This window comes from Mycobacterium lehmannii, from assembly GCF_002245535.1.
Taxonomy (GTDB): domain Bacteria; phylum Actinomycetota; class Actinomycetes; order Mycobacteriales; family Mycobacteriaceae; genus Mycobacterium; species Mycobacterium lehmannii.
This window is the reverse complement of the sequence record NZ_NKCN01000011.1, coordinates 143,251-165,563: the sequence shown is the minus strand read 5'-3', so window position 1 is coordinate 165,563 and position 22,313 is coordinate 143,251. Positions and strand designations below refer to the sequence as shown.

Annotated in this window: 27 protein-coding genes; 15 read left to right on the top strand and 12 right to left on the bottom strand. The window is 67.3% G+C overall.

All coding sequences use genetic code 11. From position 1 onward, the window contains the following. Positions 1-35: 35 nt before the first annotated feature. Genes CEX87_RS14670 through CEX87_RS14660 form a run of 3 tightly spaced genes read right to left on the bottom strand, consistent with a single transcriptional unit; the run spans position 36 to position 2,609 of the window. On the bottom strand, positions 36-623 hold the full coding sequence (locus CEX87_RS14670; protein ID WP_064398148.1) for a TetR/AcrR family transcriptional regulator: 588 nt from the start codon (positions 621-623) through the stop codon (positions 36-38). Between the two features lie 9 nt (positions 624-632). Next, positions 633-1,601, bottom strand: a complete 969-nt coding sequence (locus CEX87_RS14665; RefSeq protein ID WP_064419106.1) for an oxygenase MpaB family protein — start codon at positions 1,599-1,601, stop codon at positions 633-635. 42 nt (positions 1,602-1,643) lie between these two features. Next, complete coding sequence (locus CEX87_RS14660; RefSeq protein ID WP_068200600.1) at positions 1,644-2,609, bottom strand: o-succinylbenzoate synthase; 966 nt, start codon at positions 2,607-2,609, stop codon at positions 1,644-1,646. Positions 2,610-2,700: 91 nt separating this feature from the next. On the opposite strand from CEX87_RS14660, the gene CEX87_RS14655 reads away from it, so the two are divergent. Both CEX87_RS14655 and CEX87_RS14650 read left to right on the top strand, forming a co-directional pair. Continuing rightward, a complete protein-coding gene (locus CEX87_RS14655) occupies positions 2,701-3,183 on the top strand; it encodes a TspO/MBR family protein (protein ID WP_064398159.1) in 483 nt (160 codons plus the stop codon). Then, positions 3,183-3,806: an SOUL family heme-binding protein gene (locus tag CEX87_RS14650; protein WP_082695040.1), complete on the top strand. Its 624-nt coding sequence runs from the start codon at positions 3,183-3,185 to the stop codon at positions 3,804-3,806. The genes CEX87_RS14655 and CEX87_RS14650 overlap by 1 nt, the downstream gene beginning before the upstream one ends. On the opposite strand, the gene CEX87_RS14645 is transcribed toward CEX87_RS14650, so the two are convergent. Together CEX87_RS14645 and CEX87_RS14640 are read right to left on the bottom strand one after the other, a co-directional pair. After that, positions 3,803-5,368 carry a long-chain-fatty-acid--CoA ligase gene (locus tag CEX87_RS14645; RefSeq protein WP_068200598.1) on the bottom strand — a complete coding sequence of 522 codons (1,566 nt, stop codon included), beginning with the start codon at positions 5,366-5,368 and terminating at the stop codon, positions 3,803-3,805. The genes CEX87_RS14650 and CEX87_RS14645 overlap by 4 nt on opposite strands. A gap of 30 nt (positions 5,369-5,398) precedes the next feature. Further along, positions 5,399-7,006, bottom strand: coding sequence for an amidohydrolase (locus CEX87_RS14640; protein ID WP_068200596.1), 1,608 nt, complete (start codon positions 7,004-7,006; stop codon positions 5,399-5,401). 141 nt (positions 7,007-7,147) lie between these two features. Here CEX87_RS14640 and CEX87_RS14635 point away from each other — a divergent pair, with 141 nt between their 5' ends. Continuing rightward, a complete protein-coding gene (locus CEX87_RS14635) occupies positions 7,148-7,612 on the top strand; it encodes a YciI family protein (protein WP_064425312.1) in 465 nt (154 codons plus the stop codon). A gap of 7 nt (positions 7,613-7,619) precedes the next feature. On the opposite strand, the gene CEX87_RS14630 is transcribed toward CEX87_RS14635, so the two are convergent. After that, positions 7,620-7,874, bottom strand: coding sequence for a DUF3253 domain-containing protein (locus CEX87_RS14630; RefSeq protein ID WP_064425313.1), 255 nt, complete (start codon positions 7,872-7,874; stop codon positions 7,620-7,622). Positions 7,875-8,210: 336 nt separating this feature from the next. Between CEX87_RS14630 and fadD8 the strand changes: the two genes are divergently transcribed. Continuing rightward, complete coding sequence (gene fadD8 / locus CEX87_RS14625) at positions 8,211-9,851, top strand: fatty-acid--CoA ligase FadD8 (RefSeq protein ID WP_369816241.1); 1,641 nt, start codon at positions 8,211-8,213, stop codon at positions 9,849-9,851. An 81-nt stretch (positions 9,852-9,932) separates the two neighbouring features. Here the strand turns inward: fadD8 and CEX87_RS14620 are convergent, their stop codons facing one another. Then, positions 9,933-10,535, bottom strand: a complete 603-nt coding sequence (locus CEX87_RS14620; protein ID WP_094287848.1) for a nucleoside/nucleotide kinase family protein — start codon at positions 10,533-10,535, stop codon at positions 9,933-9,935. Then, complete coding sequence (locus CEX87_RS14615) at positions 10,519-10,728, bottom strand: hypothetical protein (RefSeq protein ID WP_064398109.1); 210 nt, start codon at positions 10,726-10,728, stop codon at positions 10,519-10,521. The genes CEX87_RS14620 and CEX87_RS14615 overlap by 17 nt, the downstream gene beginning before the upstream one ends. Before the next feature lie 152 nt (positions 10,729-10,880). Between CEX87_RS14615 and CEX87_RS14610 the strand changes: the two genes are divergently transcribed. The 8 genes from CEX87_RS14610 to CEX87_RS14575 all read left to right on the top strand — a co-directional run bounded on the left by CEX87_RS14610 (position 10,881) and on the right by CEX87_RS14575 (position 17,636). Beyond that, entirely contained in the window at positions 10,881-12,083 is a 1,203-nt protein-coding gene (locus CEX87_RS14610; RefSeq protein ID WP_094287866.1) for an RNA polymerase sigma factor, read from the top strand. A 10-nt stretch (positions 12,084-12,093) separates the two neighbouring features. Beyond that, positions 12,094-12,780, top strand: a complete 687-nt coding sequence (locus CEX87_RS14605; RefSeq protein WP_094287847.1) for an HAD family hydrolase — start codon at positions 12,094-12,096, stop codon at positions 12,778-12,780. A 16-nt stretch (positions 12,781-12,796) separates the two neighbouring features. Beyond that, positions 12,797-13,252 carry a nitroreductase family deazaflavin-dependent oxidoreductase gene (locus CEX87_RS14600; RefSeq protein WP_064398106.1) on the top strand — a complete coding sequence of 152 codons (456 nt, stop codon included), beginning with the start codon at positions 12,797-12,799 and terminating at the stop codon, positions 13,250-13,252. Positions 13,253-13,262: 10 nt separating this feature from the next. Next, positions 13,263-13,712, top strand: coding sequence for a nitroreductase family deazaflavin-dependent oxidoreductase (locus CEX87_RS14595; protein ID WP_064398104.1), 450 nt, complete (start codon positions 13,263-13,265; stop codon positions 13,710-13,712). Beyond that, positions 13,709-14,620: a 1,4-dihydroxy-2-naphthoyl-CoA synthase gene (locus CEX87_RS14590; protein WP_064398102.1), complete on the top strand. Its 912-nt coding sequence runs from the start codon at positions 13,709-13,711 to the stop codon at positions 14,618-14,620. The genes CEX87_RS14595 and CEX87_RS14590 overlap by 4 nt, the downstream gene beginning before the upstream one ends. 198 nt (positions 14,621-14,818) lie before the next feature. After that, positions 14,819-15,703 carry an SDR family oxidoreductase gene (locus tag CEX87_RS14585; RefSeq protein ID WP_094287845.1) on the top strand — a complete coding sequence of 295 codons (885 nt, stop codon included), beginning with the start codon at positions 14,819-14,821 and terminating at the stop codon, positions 15,701-15,703. Then, entirely contained in the window at positions 15,704-17,245 is a 1,542-nt protein-coding gene (locus CEX87_RS14580) for a long-chain-fatty-acid--CoA ligase (protein WP_094287843.1), read from the top strand. Positions 17,246-17,264: 19 nt separating this feature from the next. Further along, on the top strand, positions 17,265-17,636 hold the full coding sequence (locus tag CEX87_RS14575) for a VOC family protein (protein ID WP_064351352.1): 372 nt from the start codon (positions 17,265-17,267) through the stop codon (positions 17,634-17,636). Positions 17,637-17,648: 12 nt separating this feature from the next. Here CEX87_RS14575 and CEX87_RS14570 read toward each other — a convergent pair whose 3' ends face one another. From CEX87_RS14570 to CEX87_RS14560, 3 genes are read right to left on the bottom strand one after another with little or no spacing between them, the layout of a single operon-like run. Further along, positions 17,649-17,951, bottom strand: a complete 303-nt coding sequence (locus CEX87_RS14570) for a DUF3349 domain-containing protein (RefSeq protein ID WP_064399847.1) — start codon at positions 17,949-17,951, stop codon at positions 17,649-17,651. Between the two features lie 13 nt (positions 17,952-17,964). Continuing rightward, positions 17,965-18,249 carry a hypothetical protein gene (locus CEX87_RS14565; RefSeq protein ID WP_064399639.1) on the bottom strand — a complete coding sequence of 95 codons (285 nt, stop codon included), beginning with the start codon at positions 18,247-18,249 and terminating at the stop codon, positions 17,965-17,967. A gap of 13 nt (positions 18,250-18,262) precedes the next feature. Then, positions 18,263-19,525: an inorganic phosphate transporter gene (locus tag CEX87_RS14560; protein ID WP_064399640.1), complete on the bottom strand. Its 1,263-nt coding sequence runs from the start codon at positions 19,523-19,525 to the stop codon at positions 18,263-18,265. Between the two features lie 222 nt (positions 19,526-19,747). Between CEX87_RS14560 and CEX87_RS14555 the strand changes: the two genes are divergently transcribed. Then, on the top strand, positions 19,748-20,050 hold the full coding sequence (locus CEX87_RS14555) for a DUF3349 domain-containing protein (protein WP_064399641.1): 303 nt from the start codon (positions 19,748-19,750) through the stop codon (positions 20,048-20,050). A gap of 47 nt (positions 20,051-20,097) precedes the next feature. Further along, complete coding sequence (menE, locus tag CEX87_RS14550) at positions 20,098-21,216, top strand: o-succinylbenzoate--CoA ligase (protein ID WP_207544979.1); 1,119 nt, start codon at positions 20,098-20,100, stop codon at positions 21,214-21,216. On the opposite strand, the gene CEX87_RS14545 is transcribed toward menE, so the two are convergent. Next, complete coding sequence (locus CEX87_RS14545) at positions 21,213-21,554, bottom strand: DUF3140 domain-containing protein (protein ID WP_064399642.1); 342 nt, start codon at positions 21,552-21,554, stop codon at positions 21,213-21,215. The two genes, menE and CEX87_RS14545, sit on opposite strands and share 4 nt — an antisense overlap. Positions 21,555-21,630: 76 nt before the next feature. Between CEX87_RS14545 and CEX87_RS14540 the strand changes: the two genes are divergently transcribed. Further along, on the top strand, positions 21,631-22,245 hold the full coding sequence (locus CEX87_RS14540) for a pyridoxamine 5'-phosphate oxidase family protein (protein WP_064425321.1): 615 nt from the start codon (positions 21,631-21,633) through the stop codon (positions 22,243-22,245). Positions 22,246-22,313: the final 68 nt, after the last annotated feature.

Below are 22,313 nucleotides of genomic sequence, written 5' to 3'. Positions count from 1 at the left end.
GCACCCCACAGATCAGGACATCGACGGTCGGTGGATCACCACACCAGCGGGGCGAGGTGTTTGAGCGCGTAGGCGCGTACCGCGTCATCGTCGGTGACGTCGAGCGCCGGTGTGCGTACCTGGGCCAGCGATGCGGCCAGCCGGATGTGCAACTCGCTGACCGCCAGCAGGTCGTCGTCGGGCATCGTCGCGCCTGCGGCCCTCAGCGCCCGGGCCATGGCCGCGGAGGCGCTCTCGAGGAACTCCTGGGCCTCGTCGTACATGCCCGACATCGCCGACAGGTCGCCGTCGAGCCGCAGGAACCGACGCATGACCGGTTCGGCGGTCAGCAGCCGCAGGCCCTCACAGAAGGCTGCGACGGCAGCCTCTTTCGCGCCGGACTCGATGCCGACGGTCTGCAGGCGTGCCATCGCGAAATCGAATGTCTGCCTTCCGAGTTCGGTGATCAACACGTCGCGGCTGGGAAAGCGGCGATACAGCGTGCTGCGGCTGACACCGGCTTGGCGCGCGATGACGTCCATGCTCGCCCTGCCGACGCCGACGAGCGCCACCTCCTCGGCGGCCGCCTTGAGGATCGCGGCCTCCTGTTCGGTGCGGCTGTCGGTGTTGCGGAGCCGTCGCATCGGTTTAGGTTAGGCCTGCCGACCGGCCGGGCACGCCGCAGGCGGGGCGAACGAGTCCAGGCCGACCGAGCGGTGAAACCGGACCAGCTTCTCGTACTCCAGGCGGTTGCGCGCCAAGGGAATCAACGTCAGCTTCTCCGGAAGCACCCGCCACGCCAGCTGCAGCACGCGGGTGTACACCTCGAATTCCCGATCGTGGCGATCCTCCCAGCGGAACCCCGTCAGCTCACGGACACCGGGATGCATGATTCCGAACGAGCAGATCTTGACGATCCGGCCGACCACGGGTCGCGCGAGCAGCCACGGCGGGGTCAACGCGCGCCGCATGGCCGGTGGGAGCAACAGGGTGGGCAGCGGGAGCTTGGTTAGGTCATCGGTGACACGCCTGAGGAATTCGTTGTCGGCGAGTCGGGTTTCGACCATGGCGTCGTAGTACCGCACGGCTTCGCCGTAACTGGCGGGCAGTTTGGCGTTGTTGCCAGGGAGCTCGAGAGAGCGGAAGGCCTCGAGCAACTGCTCGTATGCGGCGTCCTTCTCGGCCGGGGTCATGGTGATGCCGGTGCACGGGGTGAACGAGTTCAGCACCATGAACATCCCGCTGACCGCGATCCAGTTCCACAGCCGCGGGTCGAGAGCGCTGTACCGCACGTCGGCGAAGCTCCCGTCCCCGCGGCCGCGGACCTCCCGGTGCATCCGCTTGAGCCGCTCCCCCTCGGCGGCGCGGTCGCACGGGTCGCCCCAGATCGCGAGGAACGCCGAGAACCCACTTCGCACCCCTCGATCGGCGAAGTTGGCCTCGAATCGACCGGTTTTGTCGACGGCCGCAGCCACCGGCACCAACGCGACCTCGTCGAATGCGGCCGCGCCGAAGAACCCGCCGAACGCGCTGCCGCTGTGTTTGCGGAACTCGCGCATGACCTTCGGGCGCACCTCGCCGCCGGCCTGATGGACATGGTGAGCTTCGGCCGTCTGCGTCATGTCGCCTCCGATACGCGTTGACACAAAGACTAGTGATTTGTGTCATCGTGTCAACGGGTGGCAGGCGCGCACCCTGTCGATCCACCATCGGCGACGCTCGGCAGGGGCGGCCAGCGCCGAAAGCCGCGCCGGATCGGGGACCACCGGACCGATCGAGAGATATCCGTCTTCCGGGGGAACGGGTTCGGCGACATCCTCGGCGAACAACCCGCCGGTGCCCAACCCGCAGGCGTGGCGCAGGTCCGGCAGCGCCGCGGCGGCCAGTAGCCCGCGGCCGATGCCGACCGCCGAGTCCAGCGCGCTGGAGACCACGACGGGGATGTCGATCTGCACGGCGATCGCGAGCAGCGCGCGCACCCCGCCCAGCGGTGCGACCTTGAGCACTGCGACATCGGCCGCCTTCTCCCGCACCACCCGCAGGGGGTCGGTGGCCTTGCGGATGCTTTCGTCGGCGGCGATCGGGACGTCGACGCGGCGGCGCAACTCGGCCAGTTCGGCCACCGTGGCGCACGGCTGTTCGAGGTATTCGAGCGGCCCGTCAGCGGTCAGCGCCGCCGCCGCAGCGACCGCTTCGTCGACGCTCCAGCCTCCGTTGGCGTCGACCCGCACCGTTGGAACGATCGCCCGCACCGCGTTGACCCGCGCCGTGTCGTCGGCCAAGGTCTGGCCCGGCTCGGCGACCTTGACCTTCGCGGTGCGCGCACCGGGGAAGCGCGCGAGCACCTCGGGCACCTGGGCGGCGTCGACGGCGGGCACGGTCGCGTTGATCGGGATCCGGTCGCGACGCGCCTGCGGCGGTGGCTCATAGGCCGCCTCCAGCGCCGATGCCAGCCAGTGCGCCGCCTCCGGCGGCTCGTATTCGGGGAACGCACCGAACTCGCCCCACCCGGCCGGGCCCTCGATCAGCGCCACTTCGCGGATCGTGATGCCGCGAAAGCGCACCCGCATCGGGAGCGCGACCACGTGCATACGGTCGAGGACGTCGTCGAGCTGCGGCATGCGCACCATCCTGCCGGTTGCGGACCGAGAGGTTTAGCGCTCGCGAATCCGGCTACCTTTCAGTTGCTTAACTAATTGTGATTCGTCATAGGAGCACATGGTGCAACTGAAGACATTGGTCCCCTCGGCGCTGGCGGTGACGGCGACGGCGGTTGCCGGCGGCCTGGCCAGTAAGGACTCGCAGTCCCTCTGGTACGCGAAGCTGCGAAAGCCACCGTATCAGCCACCGGCACAAGCCTTTCCGATCGTGTGGCCCATCCTGTACGCCGACATCGCCGTGACCTCGTCGGCAACGCTCGATGAGCTCGAGCGCCGAGGCCAGACCGAGGAACGTCGACGCTACCTCGCCGCTCTCGCGATCAACCTGGTGCTCAACGGCAGCTGGTCGTGGCTGTTCTTCAACCAGGGCAAGCTCGCCACGTCGGCGGTGGCGGCAGGCGCACTGACGCTCAGCAGCGCCGACCTCACCCGTCGTGCCGTGCAGGTGCGGGGCGCCAAGGCGGCGCCGCTGGCGTTGTATCCGCTGTGGTGTGCGTTCGCGACCGTGCTGTCGTCGCACATCTGGTTCCTGAACCGCCGATGATGCGGCTACTGGAGATCCCCCGCCAGGTCGCGGAGTCGGTGTTCTCGATGGTCGGGATCCGGGTGGGCACCGAGGAGCCGCACTATCTGGCCACAAAGCTGTCCGAGCAGGTGGAGATACGCCGATACGGCCCCCGGATCGCGGCCGAGACCACCGTGAGCGCCGACGAGGACCGCGCCAGAAACATCGGGTTCCGGCGCCTTGCCGGCTACATCTTCGGTGGCAACCACCGCGACGAGACGATCGCGATGACCGCCCCGGTCAGCCAGCAGGCGCGCGAGAAGATCGCGATGACGGCGCCGGTCGCACAGGCCCGCGACGGCGAGAACTCGACGATCCGCTTCTACATGCCGTCGAAGTGGACGATGGACACGTTGCCCACTCCGGACGACGACAAGGTGCGGTTGGTGGAGGTGCCGGGCGAAACGGTCGCGGTGCTGAGGTTCACCGGCGACCGCAGTCCGCGCGCGGTCGCCGAGCGCACGCGGGAGCTCTCGGCGACGCTGCGCGCCAACGGAATCGAGGCCGTAGGGCCGCCGCAGTCCTGGTTCTACGACCCGCCCTGGACGTTGCCGTTCCGTCGCCGCAACGAGATCGCGATCCCGGTGCGGCCCACCGATTAGACCGTCGCGCGGTCGCGGCCCTCCCAGTAGGGCTTGCGCAGCTCCTTCTTCAGGATCTTGCCCGTCGGATTGCGCGGCAACTCATCGGTGATGTCGACCGTCTTCGGGCACTTGTACGCCGCGAGCCGTTCCCGGCACCACGCGATGAGGTCTTCCGGCGCCACCGGATCCTCGACCGACACAACGGCCTTGACCACCTCGCCCCACTTCTCATCGGGCACGCCGATCACCGCGACGTCGGTGACGGCGGGATGTTCGGCGATGACGCGCTCGACCTCGATGGAGTAGATGTTCTCGCCGCCGGAGATGATCATGTCCTTGAGACGGTCCTCGACGAAGATGTAACCGTCCTCGTCGATGCGGCCGATGTCTCCGGTGCGGAACCAGCCGTCGTCGGTGATCGCTTCTGCCGTTGCCTCGGGCTTGTTGTGGTAGCCCTTCATCAGTTGCGGTGTGCGGAACCACAATTCACCCTGCTCACCGGCCGGTACGTCGTTCAGTGTGTCCGGGTCGACCACGCGAACCTCGGCGCCGGGGATCACCCGTCCCGCGCTGACCAGCCGGTCCTCGGGACCGGAGCGGTGGTCGTCGGGCAGCAGCTGGCTGATCACCCCGCATACCTCGGTCAGCCCGTACACCTGGATGAAGTCGGTGTCGGGCCAAGCCTGCAACGCCGCGCGCAGCAGCGGCAACGGCATCGGCGACGCACCGTACACGTAGGTCTTCAGTGCGCCGAACAGCTTGACCGCGTCCTCGCCGGACTCCAACACTTTGGCCAGCACCGCGGGCACCAAGAACGTTCGGTTGGCGCCGTTGAGGATTGCGCCGGCCAGCGCCGCGCCGTCGACCTCGCGTGTCATCACCGCCGGCACACCGTCGTGAATACTGAACTGCACGTAGGACGATCCGCCGACGTGGAAGAGCGGCATCGACACCATGCTCTTGTCGCCTTCGTCGAAGCCCCAGCCGTTGTGCGCGTTGATGGTGTGCGCGATCAGGTTGGCCTGTGTGATCTGCACACCCTTCGGGCGCCCCGTCGTCCCTGAGGAGTACATGATGATCGCGACGTCGTCGGGTTCTACATCGGCGCTGCGGTTGACCGGTGTCGCGTCGGTGAGCATCGCCTCGTACTCGTCACCGTCACCGCCCTCGGGCGTCACCTCGATGAGATGTTCGACGTGGGTGAGCTTGTCGCGGATCTTCTCGATCGTCGGCTTCAACTCCGTGCCCACGATCAACAGCTTGGCTCCCGAGTCGGTGAGCACGTAGTCGATCTCATCGGCGGCCAGCCGAAAGTTGATGATCGCGGTCGCGGCGCCCAGCGACGCTGCGGCGATGGTCAACTCGACGCAGGCCGGGTGGTTCTTGTCGAGGAAGGCCACCACGTCGCCGCGTTTGACGCCACGCTGCTGTAGTGCGCCCGCCAGGCGGCGAACCCGCTCGTTCCATTCCGACCATGTCCAGCTGCGGTCGAGGAAGGTCATCGCCTCGGCGTCGGGTTTGGTTTCGGCCCAATGCGCGAGCCGTTCGTCGAGAAATCGCGGGTCTTGCAGGTCAGACATGGGCGAAGCCTAGCGACCGTCGCGGTCTGATCAGGCGCCTTTCCGGTAAACCTGCCGTCCGGCAAGGTATGTGGCTTGAACCTCGAGGTCGGCGATGTCCTCGGCTGCCACCGAGCGCGGATCGGCCGACAGCACCACCATGTCGGCATACTTGCCCACCTCCAGCGATCCGACCACATCGTCGGCGAACAACTGGTAGGCCGCATCCACCGTCTGTGCGCGGATCGCCTGCTCGACGGAGATGCGCTGCTCCGGGCCGATCACCCGCCCGCTGGGCGCCGTGCGGGTGGCCGCGACGCTGATGTTGCGCAGGGGTTCCTCCGGGGTGACCGGCGGATCGTTGTGCAGCGAAATCCGCATACCCGTGGCGACCGCGGATCCGCATGGCATCCAACGGCTTCCGTGTTCGGCACCGAACAGCCCGTCGACGATGATGTCGCCCCAGTAGTGGATCTGGTCGACGAACACGCTGCAGACGACGCCGAGATCGTGTGCGCGTTGCAGCTGATCGTCACGGATGGCGCCGACGTGCTCGAGCCGCAGCCGGTGATCGTCGCGGGGCCAGCGCCGCAACGCTTCTTCGTACACGTCGAGGATGGTGTCGACACCGGCGTCACCGTGCACGTGGCACGCCATCGGCCACCCCTTGGGGAAGTAGGCGTGCACGATCTCGGTGAGTTGTTCGCGGGTGTAGTTGGCGTGCCCACACGATCCGGGCGCGACGCCGATGGTGCGCGTGGCGTCGGAGTCCAGGTACGGGAACGACAGGTCGATGTTGCCGATCCACGGCGACCCGTCCACCCAGATCTTGATGCCGACCTGACGGAGCAGGTCGTCGCCGTCGGCCGGTGCTGCGTCGGTGGACATCTCGGCATTGGAAATCTCGTAGAGCCGCAGTCGCACGCTCAATTCACCGCGCAGTGCTTCGATCACGGGCCGGAACACCGGGTCGAAGGCCATCTCCGAGCACGTGGTCAGCCCTGCCGCGTTGAGCCGCTGCAGTTCGGCGTGCAGCATCGCCGGGTAGGCGGCCGGATCGATCACGCCGGCCAGAAGGCTGAACACCGCGGCGGTCTCCTCGGCGGTGCCGTCGAGGTCACCGTGTTCGTCGCGACCGTACCGGGCGCCTTTGGGGTCGGGAGTGTCGCGAGTGAGACCGAAGCGTCGGGCGGCGGCAGTGTTGAAGTAAGCCTTGTGCCCGGAGTTGTGCACGATGACCAGCGGGTTGTCCGGTGCGACGTCGTCGAGCCAGGCCAACGTCGGATCCGGTAATCCCGCCTGCAGCAGCGGATCCCAGCCGTTGAGGTACGCGCCATCGGCGCCGCAATTGGCGACCTCGGCCCGGATCGCGGCAACGACGTCATCGGCATTGGGCAGGGTGACCGGTCGGATGTCGACCATCCGCTCCGACAGCACGATGGCCTCCATCAGCGGGTGGCCGTGCGCCTCGACGAATCCGGGCATCACGCAGCCGTCGACGTCGACAGTCTCGGTGTCGGGGCCGACCCAGCCGTCGATATCGCTGCGGCTACCGACCGCGACGATGCGGCCGTCGCTCACCGCAAGCGCCTCGGCGGTCGGCTGGTTGTCGTCGACCGTCAGGACGGTTCCGCGGATGGCCAGGTCAGCGGCAGGCATACGGCAATCTTCTCAGTCGCAGGAGAAGTCCGATGAAAAAATGTCGCGCCGCGTGTCGATTTCGGTGAAGGGTCGTTCGACGTAGTCATGAGGGGCACCCCACGACACGGCCGGCCCCTTCCCGACGAAAGGTGAAGAACAATGGCGCGATACATGCTGATCATGCGAGTCACCCCGGAGGCCGAGGCCGCGTTCGCCGAGGCCGATGTCGACTTCAGCGAGGTCATCGAGTCGATGGGCCGTTACAACGAGGAGCTGATCAAGGCCGGTGTGATGCTCGCGGGCGAGGGCCTGACCGGGCCGGAGGACGGCTTCGTCGTCGACTTCGTCTCCGATCCACCGGTGGTGACCGACGGCCCGTACACCGAGGCCAAGGAGTTGTTCAATGGCTTCTGGATCATCGACGTCTCCTCGAAGCAGGAGGCCAAGCAGTGGGCTCAGAAGTGCCCCCTGGGACCTGGCGTCAAGCTCGAGGTGCGGCTGGTCGGCGAGACCGACCAGTTCCCGCAAGACAATCCGTGGATCAAGAAGGAAATCCAGTGGAAGGCCGAGTTGGCCGAGAAGATCGCGGCGCAGGCACGGGCGGAGGCCGACAAGTTGGGCTGAACGGTCGCTAGGTGGCGCGGATCCGGATGGGTCCGCGCCACGTCGCGTTAGGGTCGAGCACCTCACCCTTCTGGGTGATCTCGACGTCACCGTCGCGGGCAAGGTCGCGAGCGGTCCCGCGGGCGTCGTCCATCAGCTCGCGCCAGTCGTCACCGCCGACGGCGCGGGCCGCGTCGGACGGGCAGATCGTCTTGTCCGGGCCGCGTTCACGGGCGAGGCTCAGGATCGTCTCGCGCAGCCGCTGCCTGGCATCGGTGCCCACCGGCCGAACCCTACGCGTTACGCGCCCGCGCAGACCCCGGAGTCGCGGATCACCCCTCCGCGGACGTTGGCCGTCGCGATGTCCGATAGCAGCCGGATGTGGCTGTCGCCGTTGCTTCAACGACGGGATCCGTCACCACACATGACTCGAAGAGGATGGACGTCAACTTATGACGATTGGGGAGGCCGTTACCGCACCTATCACCAACACGAGCGAGAGCTCTCGTTCATTCGAGTTTCGTAGACTGCTCGCCGTCAGCGAGAGCTCGTCGATGAACCGCTTCGCGCGGCGATTCCCGGGGACCTGGTGACTGGAACTGGAACACGTTCTAGTCTGATGGTCATGACTCAGGCTGCTGCTTCTTCGCGCGAGCGCTCATCAGGCGACCTGCTGCGCCATCCCATCCACTCCGGCCATCTCACCGTCGGGGCACTGAAGCGGAACAAGGACAAGCCGGTGCTGTTCCTCGGGGACACCACGCTCACCGGTGGACAGCTCGCCGAGCGGATCAGCCAGTACATTCAGGCGTTCGAGGCGCTGGGCGCGGGTTCGGGAACGGCCACCGGCCTGCTGTCGCTGAACCGGCCGGAAGTGCTGATGATCATCGGCGCCGGGCAGACCCAGGGCTACCGCCGCACCGCACTACACCCTCTCGGCTCTCTGGACGACCACGCGTATGTGTTGAACGACGCCGGGGTCACGTCGCTGATCATCGACCCGAACCCGATGTTCGTCGAGCGGGCGCAGGGACTGCTGGAGAAGGTGCCCACGCTCAAGCAGGTGTTGACGATCGGTCCGGTGCCTGCCGAGTTGGAGGGCGTCGGCGTCGACCTGACCGCCGAGGCCGCCAAGTACTCGCCGCAGGCCTTGGTGGCGGCGGACCTGCCGCCCGATCACATCGGCGGCATGGCCTACACCGGCGGGACGACCGGTAAGCCCAAGGGCGTGATCGGCACCGTGCAGTCGATCACGACGATGACGACGATCCAGTTGGCCGAGTGGGAGTGGCCGGAACGCCCGAAGTTCTTGATGTGCACCCCGCTGTCGCATGCGGGTGCGGCGTTCTTCGTGCCGACGATCATCAAGGGCGGCGAGCTGGTCGTGCTGACCAAGTTCGACCCGGCCGAGGTGCTGCGGGTGATCGAGGAGCAGAAGATCACCGCGACGATGCTGGTGCCGTCGATGATCTACGCGTTGATGGACCACCCGGATTCGCGCACCCGCGACCTGTCGTCGTTGGAGACGGTGTACTACGGCGCCTCGGCGATGAACCCGGTGCGGCTGCGCGAGGCGATCGACCGGTTCGGCCCGATCTTCGCCCAGTACTACGGCCAGTCCGAGGCGCCGATGGTGATCACGTACCTGGCCAAGGGCGATCACGACGAGAAGCGGTTGACGTCCTGCGGGCGGCCGACGGTGTTTGCGCGGGTGGCGCTGTTGGACGGTGACGGCAACCCGGTGTCCCAGGGCGAGGTCGGCGAGATCTGCGTGTCCGGGCCGCTGGTGTCCGGTGGCTACTGGAACAAGCCGGAGGCGACGGCCGAGACGTTTCGCGACGGTTGGATGCACACCGGCGATCTGGCCCGCGAGGATGAGGACGGCTTCTATTACATCGTCGACCGGACCAAGGACATGATCGTGACCGGTGGGTTCAATGTGTTCCCCCGCGAGGTGGAAGACGTTGTGGCCGAGCACCCTTCGGTTGCCCAGGTGTGTGTGATCGGAACGCCCGACGAGAAGTGGGGCGAGGCGGTGACCGCTGTCGTGGTGCTGCGCCCCGAGGCCGACCGCTCCGAGGCGGCCGTCGCGCAGATGACCTCCGAGATCCAGGCGGCGGTCAAGGAGCGCAAGGGATCGGTGCAGTCACCCAAGCAGGTGATCGTCGTGGACTCGGTGCCGGTGACCGCGCTGGGCAAGCCGGACAAGAAGGCCGTGCGCGCGCAGTTCTGGGAGGGTTCTGAACGCGCTGTCGGCTAGCTTTTCTTGCTGCGAGCGACCCCTTTTGCACGCGCGTTCGCGGCGTGTCGGCGGGCAGACACGGTCGCTCGCGGGGGTTTGCTACGGCGTGACCACGAAATCGACTCTGTCGCGGACCGTTTCGATGCGCGCAGCGTTGCGGTCGTCGACGGCGCGTACCCACGCCTCGGCCTGTTCGGGCGACTTACCGAACTCGACGTGGCGGGCGATGAGGCGACGACGGCGAACGTCGGGCGGGGCATCGACGAACCACACCTCGTCGAGCAGGGCGCGGATCGTCGGCCATGGGCGCTCGTCGTCGAGGAGGTAATTACCCTCCGTCACGATCAGGCGATGGTCGGGCAGGACGGCGATGCTGCCGGCGATGGGCTGTTCGAGATCGCGGTGAAACGCCGGCGCGTAGACGGTCTCGTCGCCCTGGGCCCTGATGCGTTGCAGCAGAGCGCGATACCCGTAGGCGTCGAAGGTGTCGATGGCGCCTTTGCGGTCGAGGCGGTCCAGGCGCTGCAGTTCGGCGTCGGCGAGGTGGTAGCCGTCCATCGGCACGTACACCGCATCGCCGGCCGCGGTCGCTATCGCCTCGGCCAGTGTCGACTTGCCTACGCCCGGCGCACCCGTGACGCCGAGAACGACGCGGCGCTGTCGGCGCCGCAGCGCGTCGAGGCGACTAGCCCAGGAGGGCATCGATTTCCGCGGCGAAGCGAGCCAGTCGCTCCTCTTCGCTCGGAATGCCCCGCTGCTCGTCGGCGGCCCGCTGCCAGCCCAGCCGCCACATCCTCGCGATCGCCCGATCCCCCAGTCCCGCGTAAGGGTTGACGAGCGTGTGCGGGAACGCCTTGCGGCCTTCCCAATACGCTGTGACCAACCTGTGGGTCATACCTTCTAACTTTCCGTCGCGAGCCCGGCGAAAGCGCTGCGACACGCCGCAGGAAACCGTAGATTGCGCGTCCCGATTCTTTTTGCGTGAGCCCGCGTCGGCACAATGAACGCGTGAGCGACGTGCAGGCGACCGTCGATGCGGTGTGGCGCATGGAGGCGGCGAAAATCGTCGCGACTCTGACGCGCTCGGTCGGCGATGTCGGGCTCGCCGAAGACCTGGCCGCCGACGCGCTCGTCGACGCGCTTGAGCAGTGGCCAACGACGGGTGTACCGCGCAACGCCGGCGCATGGTTGACCACCGTTGCCAAACGCAAGGCCATCGACTTGTGGCGCCGCCAGGACAATCTCGACAGCAAATACGCCGCGATGGCTCGCGAGCTCGAAAGCCACGTCGAGGAATCGTGGGACCCCGACCGCATCGACGACGACGTGCTCCGGCTGATCTTCATCTCTGCGCATCCGGTGCTGCCGCGCGAAGGCCGGATCGCGTTGACATTGCGGGTCGTCGGCGGGCTTACGACCGAGGAGATCGCCCGCGCCTTCCTGACATCCACCGCGACGGTCGCCGCGCGGATCACTCGCGCCAAGAAGGCCCTCGCGGCCGCGAACGTGGCGTTCGAGGTGCCGGGCCGCTCGGAGTATCCGGAGCGGCTGTCCGCGGTGCTGAGCGTGATCTACCTGATCTACAACGAGGGTTATTCGGCGTCGTTCGGTCAGCGCTGGATCCGCGACGAGCTGTGCACCGAGGCGCTCCGCCTCGGCCGGGTGCTGGCTGCGCTGGTGCCCGACGAACCGGAAGTCCACGGCCTGGTGGCGCTGATGGAACTGCAGTCGTCGCGCTTCGCCGCCCGCACCGACAGCGACGGCAGGCCGATCCTGCTGGAGGACCAGAACCGGGCGAAATGGGATCGAGCGCAGATCCAACGCGGGGTGGCCGCACTCGAGCGGACCGCGAACACGTTGCGGCGCAAGGGCACTGGATGGGGCCCTTATGCGCTGCAGGCAGCGATCGCCGAGTGCCATGCCACCGCGCCCACCGCCGCTGACACCGACTGGCACCGCATCGTCACGCTGTACGACGGGTTGGCTCGCGCGGCGCCGTCGCCGGTCGTCGAATTGAACAGGGCGGTGGCGGTGGCGATGGCCGACGGCCCCGAGGCGGGGCTGGAGATCATCGATTCGTTGACTGGGTTGGACGGCTCGTATCTGTTGCCGAGCGTGCGCGGCGAACTGCTCGCCCGGTTGGGCCGCGGCGCAGAGGCCGCCGGCGAGTTCGACCGGGCAGCCGCCATGACCGACAACGAGCGGGAACGGGAAGTGCTGCGCGACAAGGTAAATCGAGTTCGCCGGTAGCATCGGCGCAATGAGCGAGATCAAGGCCGTCCTGTTCGACTTCTCTGGCACGTTGTTCCGGCTCGAGGAGGACGAGAGCTGGTTTCACGGAATTGCGGTCGACGACCGCGAGGTCGACGGCCATGTGCAGGCCGAGTTGATGCGCCGGATGACCGCGCCGACGGGCCAGCACGTCGAGATGACTCCGGAGGCTCACCGCGTATGGGTGAACCGCGATCTGGCGCCGCATCTTCATCGCGAGGCGTATCTGCACGTGCTGCGCGAGTCCGGGTTGGCCGACGAGCACGCCGAATCGCTGTACGGGCTGCTGATCGACCCGATGAACTGGACTCCGTATCCCGACACCGCCGAGGTGCTGCAGGGTTTGCATCGCAAGCACATCAGGACGGCGGTGGTGTCGAACATCGCCTTCGACGTGCGACCGGCGTTCGTGTCCCTCGGTGCGGCCGAATTCGTCGACGAGTTCGTGTTGTCCTTCGAAGTCGGCGCGGTCAAACCCAGCCCGGCGATCTTCGAGTTCGCATTGGACCGGCTGGGCGTGGACGCCGCGTCTGCGTTGATGATCGGGGACAGCGACGAGGCCGACGGCGGCGCCCGCGCGGTGGGCTGCCGGTTCGCCCTGGTCGATCCGTTGCCGACCACCGAGCGCCCGGACGGTCTGCGAACCGCGTTGTCCGGCTACGGCGTCGCGGTCTGAGCGATAGCCTCACGGGATGGGCGATCGGATGGCGCCCCCGCGGTGGCTCAAATTCGCCAACAAGTTGGTGATGGTGCTGCTGCGCCTCGGGCTGCCGATCTCGCGGCACGAGTCGCCTGTGGTGTTGACGGTGCCGGGCCGTAAGACCGGCAAGCCACGGTCGACGCCGATCACGCCGATGTTCGTCGACGGCGCCCGCTACGTCATCAACGGCTACCCGGGCGCGGACTGGGTGCGCAACGCCCGTGCGGCGAACCATGTCACGCTGCGTCAGGGCCGGCGCTCGGAGCGGGTGCGCCTCGTCGAGCTCACCCCTGACGAGGCGCGCCCGGTGCTGCGGCAGTTCCCGGCGCAGGTTCCCGTCGGTGTCGACGTGATGACGCGGGCGGGTGTGTTGGAGACCGGGACACCCGACGAGCTCGAGGGGATGGCGGGCCGGCTGCCGGTGTTCCGCGTCGATCCGATCACGTAGCGTTTGCGCCATGTCCGACATTCGCCTCCCGTGGTGGTTGAAGTACGTCAACAAGGTGATGATCGGCCTGCAGAAGCTCGGCATCCTCGGGGAGAAAGGACCCGTCGTGCTGTCCGTACCGGGACGCAAGACCGGCAAGATGCGGTCCACCCCGGTCACCCCGATGGAGGTCGATGGTCAGCGCTACGTGGTCGGCGGGGTACCCGGCTCCGACTGGGCCGCCAACGTCAGGGCGGCCGGTGAGGTCACGCTGCACATCGGCCGCCGCAGCGAACGTGTGCGGATGGTGGAGATGCCCGTCGACAAGGCGCGACCGTTGTTGCGGGAGTTCCCTTCGAAGGTGCCCACCGGGGTGGACTTCATCAAGAGCGCCGGACTGGTCACCGGACCCGACCCCGACGAGTTCGAGGCGCTCGCCGGTCGCTGCCCGGTATTCCGCATCGATAAGGTAACCCCGTGAGTGACAACCCCTTTGACTCGTCGTTGTGGCAGCCCATCGAGGGCTTCGAACTGACCGACATCACCTATCACCGCCACGTCGTCGACGGCGTTCCGCGGCCCACGGTGCGCGTCGCGTTCGACCGGCCCGAGGTGCGCAACGCGTTTCGGCCGCACACCGTCGACGAGCTGTACCGCGTCCTCGACCACGCACGGATGTCATCGGATGTCGGTGTGGTGCTGCTGACCGGAAACGGGCCCTCACCGAAGGACGGCGGATGGGCGTTCTGCTCGGGCGGGGATCAGCGGATCCGCGGCCGCAGCGGTTACCAGTACGCGTCGGGCGAGACCGCCGAAACCGTCGACCCGGCGCGCGCCGGGCGCCTGCACATCCTGGAGGTGCAGCGGCTGATCCGGTTCATGCCCAAACCGGTGATCTGTCTGGTCAACGGGTGGGCCGCCGGCGGTGGACACAGCCTGCACGCGGTGTGCGACCTGACGCTGGCCAGCCGCGAGCACGCCCGGTTCAAGCAGACCGACGCCGACGTCGGCAGCTTCGACGGCGGATACGGCAGCGCGTATCTGGCCAAACAGGTCGGCCAGAAGTTCGCCCGCGAGATCTTCTTCCTTGGCCGCCCCTACACCGCCGAGCAGATGCACGCGATGGGTGCGGTCAACGCCGTTGTCGACCACGCCGAACTGGAGACCGTCGCGCTGCAGTGGGCTTCGGAGATCAACGGCAAGTCTCCGCAGGCGATCCGGATGCTCAAGTACGCGTTCAACCTCACCGACGACGGTTTGGTCGGTCAGCAGCTGTTCGCCGGTGAGGCAACACGATTGGCGTACATGACCGACGAAGCGGTCGAGGGTCGCGACGCGTTCCTGGAGAAGCGCGACCCCGACTGGAGCGCCTTCCCGCGCTACTTTTAGGCGGCGGTTTGGGTGCACTAGCAATCGCTGAGCGACTGGTAGCGCACCGGAATCGCTAGTCAGGGTGCGACGGCGCCCGGGCTGAAGTTCCCGTCGTCGGGTCTGCTGGCCGCCGGCCGCAACTGAGCGATTTGTGCACGTTCTGGAGCGGTGAGCGCGCGTTCTCGTGCACAAGCCGCTCGCCTAGACTCACCCCTCGTGAGCAAGAGCCCGTTGCGGCGGTTGGCCGACCAACTCGTCCTGACCACCATGCGCCCGCCCGTGGTCCCCGAGTTGCTGCAGTACCAGCCCGGCCGCGACATCGTTGACCTGCGGGGTAAGCGCATCCTGCTCACGGGCGCGTCATCGGGGATCGGCGAGGCGGCCGCGGAGAAGTTCGCCCGCCGCGGCGCCATCGTGGTGGTGGCGGCACGCCGACAGGAGCTGCTGGACGCGCTGGTCGACCGGATCGCCGACGACGGCGGGGACGCCAGGGCACACGCCTGCGACCTGTCGGATCTCGAGGCGGTCGACGGGCTGGTCGAACGTGTCGTCACTGAGCTCGGAGGCGTCGACATCCTGATCAACAATGCCGGCCGGTCGATCCGCAGACCGTTGGCCGAGTCGCTGGACCGTTGGCACGACGTCGAACGCACCATGGCGATCAACTACTACGGGCCGTTGCGACTGATCCGCGGCCTGGCGCCGGGCATGCGCGAGCGGCGCGACGGCCACATCATCAACGTGTCCACCTGGGGTGTGCTCAGCGAGTCGTCGCCGTTGTTCTCGGTGTACAACGCGTCGAAGGCGGCGCTGACCGCGGTGAGCCGAGTCATCGAAACCGAGTGGAGCGCTGACGGAGTGCACTCGACCACGCTGTTCTATCCGTTGGTGCGCACGCCGATGATCGCCCCCACTCGCGCCTACGACGGATTGCCGGGGCTGTCCTCCGACGAGGCCGCCGAGTGGATGGTCACGGCCGCCAAGACCCGGCCCGTGCGGATCGCGCCGCGGATGGCTGTCAGCGCCCAGGTGCTCAACAGCTTCGCACCCGCGGTCGTCGACGCCGTGATGAAACGGCAACGCCTACAACCGAACAAGTAAATGCCCCACCCCGACATCGCGACCGTCGCCGACATCGCACGCGTCTTCGGCGCCGAACGTCCGGACGCGGTCGCATTGATCGCCGGTGATCGCACCACGACGTTCGGTGACCTCGATACCCGGTCCAGCCGGGTAGCCCAGGCGCTGCGCGCGGCGGGTGTGGGGTTCGGCGACCGGGTCGCGTTCATCGAGAAGAACGGCATCGAGTTCTTCGAAGTCGCCTGTGCGCTGTCCAAACTCGGCGCGGTCGTGGTGCCGGTCAACTGGCGACTGGCACCACCTGAGATGCTGCACATCATCGACGACGCCGACGTAAAGGTGGTGATCGTCGGCGCCGACTTCTTCTGTCACGTCGAGGCGATCGAGGACCGGCTGACGGCACTGGTCGTCGCCGTCGGCGAGCACCCCCGGTGGCCGGAGTTCGATCGCTGGATGGGCGCCTATCCCGCCGACGACCCCTGCGTCGCAACGCAACCAGACGATGTCGCGTTTCTGATGTACACCTCCGGCACCACCGGAGCGCCCAAGGGCGTGATGCTGACCAACGACAACTACTTCTGCAAGGCCACCGGGATCGCCGACAAATGGCGCTTCGACGCCGACAGCGTGAGCCTGGCCGTGATGCCGATGTTCCACATGGCCGGCTCCGGCTGGGCACTGGTGGGTCTGTGCGAGGGTGCGCGCACGGTCGTGCTGCGCGACGTCGACCCGACCGCCATTCTCGATGCCGTTGCGCAGCACGGCATTACGAACATGCTGCTGGTTCCGGTGGTGATCCAGCGACTGCTGGAAACGCCGGGGGTGGAGACGACGGACTTCTCGGCCCTGCGCGCCATCGTCTACGGCGCATCGCCGATCACCGACGACGTCCTCGTCCGGGCGCTCGAGCGGTTCAACTGCGATCTGCTGCAGGTGTACGGGCAGACCGAAACCACCGGATCCATCACCCAACTCGACCGTCACGACCCCGAACTGCTGCGCTCCTGCGGTAAGCCGTTCGGGTGGGTCGAGGTCCGCATCGTCGATGGCGCGGGCCGCGGCGTCCCCACCGGGACTGTCGGCGAGCTGTGGACACGCTCGCGCCAGAACATGCGCGGCTACTGGAACAACCCCGCCGCTACGGCCGCCACTGTCACCCCGGACGGCTGGTTGAAGACCGGCGACGCCGGCTACGTCGACGCCGAGGGTTATGTGTACCTGCACGACCGGGTCAAGGACATGATCGTGTCCGGCGGCGAGAACGTGTATCCGACCGAGATCGAGAACGTTCTGATGACACACCCGGATATCGCCGACGTGGCGGTGATCGGCGTGCCGGACCCGACGTGGGGTGAGGCGGTGAAGGCCGTCGTGGTGCCGGCGGTGGGCTGCTCCCCCAGCGAGGCTGACCTCATCGCGTATGCACGTGAGCGGCTGGCGGGATTCAAGCTACCCAAGTCGGTGTCGTTCGCCGAAGACCTGCCCCGCACCCCCAGCGGCAAGATCCTCAAGCGCGCGCTGCGCGAACCCTATTGGGAAGGTGTCGGGCGGCGGATCGGCTGAGCGTGATAGACACGATGTCATGGAGATTCTGGCCAGCCGGATGCTCATTCGGCCGGCGGACTATCAGCGTTCCCTGACCTTCTACCGCGACGAGTTGGGGCTGGCGATCGCCCGCGACTACGGAGCGGGCACGGTCTTCTACGCCGGCCAGTCGTTGATCGAACTCGCCGGTCACGGTGGTCCTCGGGCGGGCGGCACGATGTGGCTTCAGGTGCGCGACGTGTACGCCACCGAGAAGGAACTGTCCGGCCGGGGTGTACCGATCGCGCGGGAGGCACGTGAGGAACCGTGGGGTCTGCATGAGATGCACGTCAACGACCCCGACGGCGTGCTGCTGATCTTCGTTCAGGTGCCCGAGACGCACCCGCTGCGCCGCGACACCCGGCGGTGACGAACCAGAAACTCAGCGCGCGGGGGCCAGCGGCCAGCCGACCGACGCCAGCCGCGACGCCACCTGGTGCATCTCTTCGGGATTCGGCTCTTGCGCGGTGACCTGGTGGATTGCCGCGCGGATGTCGGCTTCGGTGACGATGTCCGAGTTCGCGCTGCGGAGCACCGCCTGCGCGGCGCTGACCACTTCGTCCTCGGCGAGCGAGCGCTTCAGCAGCGCGAGCAGCGGGAAGTAGTCCGTGGGTGGCACGCCCTCCGGATATCCGCGGCGCAGCCAGTTGAGCACGCTGTCCAGCACGGTGCGGTTCTCGGTCATGGTGTGGCGCAACTCATTTCTGCGGCATGAAGGGGAACAGGTCGATCCCCGTGTGGTGGATGATCGTGCCCCTGGTGATCCACAGCACCGCGGTGACGATCACCCATCCGACGAACACGAACAAACCGACGCCGAGGTATTTGCGGACCCGGTTGGGTGCGGTCACGGTGCCGTCGGCGGACTCGTCGCCGGCGCCGCTCGAAAAGGCCATCAAGCCGGTGGCGAACAACGCGGGCAGTCCCGCGCCCAGGACCAGCCCGACCACCAGTACCTTCAGAATGCTCTCGAGATAGGTCATCAATGTTCCTCGGCTACACCGTCGCAGGCGGCCTGGCGGGTTCGGGCATGGCTTCCTCGATGGCGGCCCGCAGTTCGGCGGGGACCACGGAGTTGGTCGCACCGTCCCACTCGGCGTTGACGTTGGTGTGGTCGACCTTCTGTTGCTGAGCACGCCACCACATGTAGAACGACAGGCCCACCAACACCAGGAAGATGAACCCGTCACCCGCGAGGCCCGATCCCGTAAGCGCCTCGACGCCGTGGGCCAGCCAGAAGGACAGCGCGCCAACGAGTCCCGCGGCCGGCAGGGTGATCAGCCAGGCCACAGCCATTCGGCCCGCCACCGCCCAGCGGACTTCGGCGGCCGGCTTGCCGACGCCGCTGCCTAGGATCGAACCGGTGGCGACGTGGGTGGTGGACAACGCCATACCCGCGGCGCTCGAGCTGAGAATGATTGCGGCCGAGGATGCTTCAGCGGCGAAGCCCTGCGGTGACTGGATCTCCACCAGACCCTTGCCCAGGGTGCGGATGACGCGCCAGCCACCGAGGTAGGTGCCGAGCCCGATCGCGACCGCACAGCTGAAGATGACCCAGAACGGCAGGCCGTTCTCCTTGACGTCGCCGCTCAGGTGCCCGGTGGTGATGAGCGCGAGCGCGATGACACCCATCGTCTTCTGCGCGTCGTTGGTGCCGTGCGACAGCGCGACCAGCGAGGCCGTCGCGACCTGGCCCCAGCGGAAGCCCTCCCGGCGGCGGCGCTCTGTCACCTTGCGGGTGATCCGGTACACCAGCCAGGTGCCGCAGGCGGCCACCAGGCACGCGATGAGCGGCGCGGCGATCGCGGGAATGAGCACCTTCTGGCTGATGCCGCTCCAGTTGACGCCTGCGGTGCCCATGGCGGCCAGGCCTGCGCCGATGAGCCCGCCGAACAGCGCGTGCGAGGAACTCGACGGGATGCCGAACAACCACGTCAGCAGGTTCCACAGGATGCCGCCGATCAACCCGGCGAAGATGATCGTCAAACCGGTCGACGCATCGATCGACGGCAGCAGGGCGCCGGTCTGGCCATCCTGGACGTTGAGCACCGAGGTGGTCACCGTGACCGCGACCTCGACCGACAGGAACGCGCCGACCAGGTTGAGGATGCCCGCCAACAGGACCGCGGTCTTGGGCTTGAGCGCACCGGTGGCGATCGACGTGGCCATCGCGTTGCCGGTGTCGTGGAAGCCGTTGGTGAAGTCGAAGGCCAGTGCGGTTGTGATCAACAGCACGAGGACGATCAACTCAGCGCTCACGGCGTTAATTCTGCGGCCATAGAGTTCGATTCACCTAATCTGCAACGCTCTTGGACCAGCGTGTCATCTGGCATTTCGCCTTCTCGGGCCATGTGTTCATCCATTGTTCACCCGCCGGCGGTCGAGCGTTTGCCGGCGACGCCGAACTCGTCTTGTCCGGTCGCGCACTAGCATCATCCAATCGGGAGTGGGTAGACCCGATGCGACACGCGGGAGGGCGCAGTGACGAAGTTTCTGGCCAAAATTGTCGCGTGGATCACAGCGGGATACCCCGAAGGGGTGCCCGGTCCGGACCGGGTGCCGTTGTTCTCGCTCCTGCGGCGGCGCCTCACCGAGGACGAGGTGCGAACCGTCGCCATGGAGCTCAAGCGGAACGGCGACTTCGACGACGCCGATATCGGAGTCCTCATCACCCAGATCACCGATGCGCTGCCGACGTCTGAGGATGTGGAGCGAGTTCGCCAACGATTGGCGGTCCGCGGCTGGCCCCTCGATGATCCACGCGACGGGGAGGGTGACCCATAGGCGTCCTGCGCGCGGTCGCGGTCGGGTCCGGTGCCGCGGCGTTGTCATTGCTGCCCGTCGTGCACGACATGCTGGCTGGCCGTGCCGCCGTGCTGCCGGTGCCTGCCGGAGACGATCGCGAATCATCTTTTCTGTCAGAGGCGTTGCGGTGCGGCGCGGAGATCGACGACGACGTGGCGGTGGTGGTGCCGACATCGGGTACTACCGGGACGCCCAAGGGTGCGATGCTGACCGCTGCCGCATTGACCGCCAGCGCCGAGTCGACACATCACCGGCTCGGCGGGCAGGGGCGCTGGCTGCTGGCATTGGCGGCCCATCACATCGCGGGGCTTCAGGTGCTGGTCCGCAGCGTCGTTGCAGGTACGACCCCGGTGGCCTTGGCGCCGACGTTCGATCCGGACGAATTGCCCTCTGCCGTCGACGCTTTGGGCCCCGGACGGCATTACGCCTCGCTGGTGGCCGTGCAACTCGACAAAGCTCTGCGCAACGAGAGGGCGGCCGACGCACTGGCCACGCTGGACGCCGTCCTGATCGGCGGGGGGCCGATGCCGGCGGGCCTGGCCGAACGTGCTGCCGCGGCGGGGATTTCGATCGTCCGCACCTACGGGATGAGCGAGACCGCAGGCGGATGCGTGTACGACGGTGTGCCGTTGGACGGTGTGCGGGTCCGGATTCGCGACAGCACGCGGCCGGTGACATCCGATGGGGGCCGAATCGTGTTGGGCGGCCGGACGCTTGCGAAGGGCTACCGCAACCCGGTTGACCCCGATCCCTTCGCCGATGCGGGCTGGTTTCGCACCGACGACGTGGGAGCCGTCGACTCCGAGGGCCGGTTGACGGTGCTCGGCCGGGTCGACGACGCGATCGGCAGCGGCGGGTTGACGATCATGCCGCAGATCGTGGAGGCCGCCCTTGCAACCCACGATGCGGTGGCCGAATGCGCGGTGTTCGGGGTGCCCGATGAGCGGCTGGGCCAGCGGGTGGCCGCGGCCGTCGTGCTCGCTACCGGACACGCCTGCCCGACGCCCGCCGAGCTGCGCGAGCATGTCACCGCGACCCTGGACGCCACCGCGGCACCGCGCGAGTTCCACGTCGTGGACCAAATACCGCGCCGCGGCATCGGCAAAGTCGACCGGCGCGCGCTGGCGGCCGAGTTCTCCAGTTAAGCCACAGGCTTGAGCGGGTCGTGACCGATCGTCATGAGCCTGTGCCGCCAGTTCTCCTGACCGGCCTTGGGCTCTAGGTCGACGCCGCGTTCGGCGTGGACGCGGTCGACGACCTTGCGCATCACGCGCACGTCCTCGTCGGTGAGGTCGACCGAGCGCTTCTGCAGGATCTCGAGCACGGCGCGGCCGGTCTCGGTGCCCGCCTGGTCGGGCATCTCTTCGGAGTCTTCAGTGGCCGACCGGGTGCGCAGCCAGTCCAGTAGTTCGCGGGACGTCATGTTGACCACGCGGTGGAATTCGTCCCACAGCGCGGCATCGACCTCGACGTGGTGTGCCATTGCACTCACCTCCGCCCGTTCGGCTACCCGGCGACCGACGGGGTTAACCCATTGCGCGGTCGAGCATGATGGACCCATGCGTCGCGAAGTCAACACGGTCGACGAGTTGCGAGCCGTCGTCGGGCGACCGGACCACTACGTCGCCAACAAGGTCAAGGACCGCCTGTCGCCGGTACAGCGCGACTGGCTTGCCCACTCGCCGCTCGGTTTCGTCGCGACGACGGATGCGCGCGGTCGAGTCGACGTGTCACCCAAGGGCGATCCGCCCGGCTTCGTGCACGTCATTGACGACACCGCGATCGCGATCCCCGAGCGGCCGGGCAACAAACGTGTCGACGGCTATCTCAACGTCCTGCAGAATCCGCATGTGGGCACGGTGTTCCTGATCCCCGGCCGTGGCGACACCCTGCGCATCAACGGCACCGCCACAATCGTCTCGGACGCCGATTATTTCGACGCGCTCGCGGTCAAGGGCAAGCGTCCGATCCTTGCGTTGGAGGTTGCGGTCGAAGAGGTGTTCTTCCACTGCGCCAAGGCTTTTCTGCGTTCGGAGACCTGGGACCCGTCGACGTGGAACCCATCGGCGCTGCCGAGCGTCGCGCAGCTACTCAAGGCGATCCGGCCCGAATGGACCCAGGCCAAACTCGACGAGTACTACAGCGAGGCCAACACCCGCACCCGGCTGTACTGATTTCGGTGTAGTCCGTCGCGGTGAATGCGACGAAACTACACCGAAATCACTCAGATCTGGGTGCGGCT